The following is a 3,586-nucleotide window of genomic DNA, read 5'->3' on the forward strand; positions in this document are numbered from 1 at the left end:
GTATATATCTAAAGTGAAGAATAATGTAGAAAAAGTGTTATAAAGAGTGGAAATGTCTAAATGTGTAAATAATTTCAACGACAAATAATTAACAAAAATGATATAATTTTAATTGTTAAAAGAATAGAAAAATAAATTTTAAATTATTCACATTTAGTTTATAATTATAACTTAATTAAAAAATATACATTTTAAATTAAATATATATGAAAACAGTATAAATTTTAGGGTGTATTTGTAACTTTAGGGTTGAATAAAAATAGTAATTAAATTAAAATAATTTGTGGAAATAATTGATGAAAATTAGTTAAAAGTGCGTTAGGAGGAAAAAGATTGGAAGAGCAAGTGATAAGACTGGACGAGCTGTTTGATGCTCTAAAAAAAAGGTGGTTAATGATACTTTCAATTACTTTAATAGCAACTATAATTTCAGCTGTTTTAAGTTTTTTTATAATAAAACCACAATATGAAGCAAGTACTAAAGTTTTTATAGGAAAAGATGGAACTGAAAGTCAGAATTATAGCCAAAGTGACGTTCTTATGTATCAAAATTTAATGAAAACTTATTCTGAAGCTATAAAAACTAAAGATTTAATTTCAAGAAGTTTAAAAGGAGTTAATGTTGACTTAGAGCCAGCTCAAGTTTTAAGTGATTTAACAGTAGAAACAGTAAGTAATACTCAAATTTTACAAATTAAGTATAAAAATAATAATCCACAAGTAGCAAAGGTAGTTATAGAAGAAGTAGCTAAAGAATTTGTAAAAACTTCTAAAGAATTGGTTCCTAATGGAAATATTCAAATAATAGAATCTGTAGAATTACCAGAAGAACCAGTTAGTCCTAATAAGAAAATGAATATAGCAATAGCATTTTTATTAGGTTTAATGGTTGGAGTTGGATTAGCATTCTTATTAGAATTTTTAGATAATACCTTTAAAAATAAAGATCAATTAGAAAGAGAATTAGATATTCCAGTAATAGGAACAATTCCTACAGTTAATGATCTATAGGAGGAATTTATGTTTATAGTTGAAAAAGAACCAAAGTCTATAGCGGCAGAAAGCTATAGAACTCTTAGAACAAATATACAGTATTCATCTTTTGATAAAGAATATAGAGTTATAGTAGTAACAAGTTCTGAACCAGGGGAAGGAAAATCCACAACAGCTGGGAATTTAGCTTTATCTATAGCTCAAGATAATAAGAAAGTTATATTAATAGATTGTGATTTAAGAAAACCATCTATACATAAAAAGTTTAAAATTTCAAATTTAGTTGGACTTTCTGATGTAATAGTGGGGAAAGAGGAATTAACTAAAGTTGTACATAGATACAACAAAAACTTAGTTATATTAACTTCTGGTAAAATACCACCAAATCCATCAGAAATGCTTTCATCAAAAACAATGAGTAATTTACTAGAAAGTCTTAAAGAAACTTTTGATTATATAATATTAGATACTCCACCTGTACAAGCTGTTACAGATTCTCAAATTCTTTCTACAAAGTCAGATGGTACTATATTAGTAGTAAGAGCAGAGAGAACAAAAAAGGAATCAGTTCAAAATGCAGTAAATTTACTTAAGAAAGTTAATGCAAATATAATTGGAACAGTATTAAATGGAGTAGATGGAAGTAGAAATAAATATTATTATTACTATGGTGAAAAATAGTTAATAATTGAAGAAGATATAATAAGAAAAATTTAAAGTTTAGGAAATGATAATTTAGCTTTGCTAAATTCTTTCCTAAATTATCATTGAATAACAGTTATTAACTTTACATAGTTTAACTATATTTTTTTGGAAGAAATAAGGCAAAAAATACTTATTTAACATAAAAGTGTAAAAGACATTATATGCTAAATGCGGTTTGGAGGGAGTTAAATGGTTGATTTGCATTCTCATTTGATTTGGGATATTGATGATGGTTCTAAATCTAGAGAAATGACTTTAAATATGTTAAAGCAAGCTAGTGAAGGTGGAACAAGCAAATTAGTACTTACACCTCATTATTTACCAGGACATTATGAAGTACCAATAGAAAGTGTAAAAATAAGGTGTAAAGAATTAAAAGATTTAGCTAAAGAAGAAGCTTTAGATATTGAAATTTATTGTGGACAAGAAGTTTATTTTACAACAAATATATTAGAAAAATATGAACAAAAATTAATAGGAACAATTAATAACTCAAGATATATGTTGATTGAGTTTAATATGAGAAATTTTTCAGTTAAAGAAGTGCTTGAAGTTTTATATGAATTACAATTAAAAGGGATAGTGCCTATTATTGCCCATCCTGAAAGATATAATATTTTTATAAAAAATCCTTCTTTGATAAATGAATTTATAAAAGAAGGATTTCTTTTTCAGCTAAATATAGGAAGTATAATTGGTGATTTTGGAAAAGAAGTAAAGAAAACAGCAGATATATTTTTAAAACATAGAATATATAGCTTCTTTGGCTCAGATGCACATAGAGATGAAAATAGAAATCCTAATATGAGTGAAGGAATAGAAGCTTTAAAGATAAGAGATGAAAATTATTTTAAATATTTAAAGGCTTCTGGGGAAGAGCTTTTAAAAGATGAAGAAATAATATTTAAAGGAACTAAGTTAAAAGAAAAAAAGGGACTGTTAGGTTTAGTAAATATTAACTTTATAAAAAAGGGGGGAGTAATATGGAGAAACTTCAAATAGAAGCTAGTAATACAGAAGTAATAACTAAGGATGAAAAAATTATATATATGTTTTTTAAAAGAGTTTTAGATATTCTTTGTTCAATCATTGGGTTAATAATATTAAGTCCAATAATACTAATTGTGGCTATTTTTATAAAATTAGAATCCAAGGGACCTATTATATTTTTACAAAAGAGGGTAGGGTTAAATGGAAAAGAATTTAATATGTATAAATTTAGATCTATGGTGAAAAATGCAGAGGAACTAAAAGAAAAATTAGCAAAGCAAAATGAAATGTCTGGACCTATGTTTAAAATCAAAGATGATCCTAGAGTTACTAAAGTAGGTAAGTTTATAAGAAAAACAAGTATTGATGAGCTTCCACAATTAATAAATGTCTTAAAGGGAGAAATGAGTTTAGTTGGGCCTAGACCAAGCCTTCCTAAAGAAGTCGCTAAATTTGAAAAATGGATGCTAAAAAGATTAGATGTAAAGCCTGGACTTACATGTTATTGGCAAGTTTCAGGAAGAAATAATATAGATTTTGAAGACTGGATGAAGCTAGATTTAAAGTATGTAGAAGATAGAAGCTTTTTATTAGATTTAAAGCTTATATTTAAGACGTTTTTGGTGTTATTAGGAGATAAAAATGCTTTTTGAATTCATTTTAGGAGATGAAGAAAAATGAAATTGTATATTATAAATACAGCGTATCACTTAGTACTATCTATTGCTGATATGGAAACTAACAATAATAAGGGTGATATTATTATATTTAAGGACTTTAATATGGATAAAGAACTATATAATAAAATTAAAAAAAAATTTAATAATGTATATATTTTTAATGGGACAATAGAAAAAAATTTGATATTAAGACTTTGGGAAAATTTTAAGTTTATTTA

At 25.5% G+C, this 3,586-nt stretch carries 5 protein-coding genes; all 5 read left to right on the forward strand.

Annotated elements, in window-relative coordinates:
• Window positions 1-333 precede the first annotated feature (333 nt).
• Window positions 334-1,011: a YveK family protein gene (locus H9660_RS15885; protein WP_191751344.1), complete on the forward strand. Its 678-nt coding sequence runs from the start codon at window positions 334-336 to the stop codon at window positions 1,009-1,011.
• Window positions 1,012-1,020: 9 nt separating this feature from the next.
• A complete protein-coding gene (locus H9660_RS15890; RefSeq protein WP_191751345.1) occupies window positions 1,021-1,674 on the forward strand; it encodes a CpsD/CapB family tyrosine-protein kinase in 654 nt (217 codons plus the stop codon).
• Between the two features lie 213 nt (window positions 1,675-1,887).
• Window positions 1,888-2,700 (forward strand): tyrosine-protein phosphatase, encoded by an 813-nt coding sequence (locus H9660_RS15895; RefSeq protein WP_191751346.1) that lies wholly within the window; start codon window positions 1,888-1,890, stop codon window positions 2,698-2,700.
• A complete protein-coding gene (locus tag H9660_RS15900; RefSeq protein WP_191751347.1) occupies window positions 2,682-3,341 on the forward strand; it encodes a sugar transferase in 660 nt (219 codons plus the stop codon). The genes H9660_RS15895 and H9660_RS15900 overlap by 19 nt, the downstream gene beginning before the upstream one ends.
• A 24-nt stretch (window positions 3,342-3,365) precedes the next feature.
• A partial coding sequence (locus tag H9660_RS15905) for a hypothetical protein (RefSeq protein WP_191751348.1) occupies window positions 3,366-3,586 on the forward strand: 221 nt, incomplete at its 3' end.

This window comes from Clostridium gallinarum (assembly GCF_014836325.1).
GTDB classification, from domain to species: Bacteria; Bacillota; Clostridia; order Clostridiales; family Clostridiaceae; genus Clostridium; species Clostridium gallinarum.

Bases quoted from the DNA above. Each gene is read 5' to 3' on its own strand.
- H9660_RS15900 (WP_191751347.1), top strand. From the start codon at position 2,682: ATGGAGAAACTTCAAATAGAAGCTAGTAATACAGAAGTAATAACTAAG.
- H9660_RS15890 (WP_191751345.1), top strand. From the start codon at position 1,021: ATGTTTATAGTTGAAAAAGAACCAAAGTCTATAGCGGCAGAAAGCTAT.
- H9660_RS15895 (WP_191751346.1), top strand. From the start codon at position 1,888: ATGGTTGATTTGCATTCTCATTTGATTTGGGATATTGATGATGGTTCT.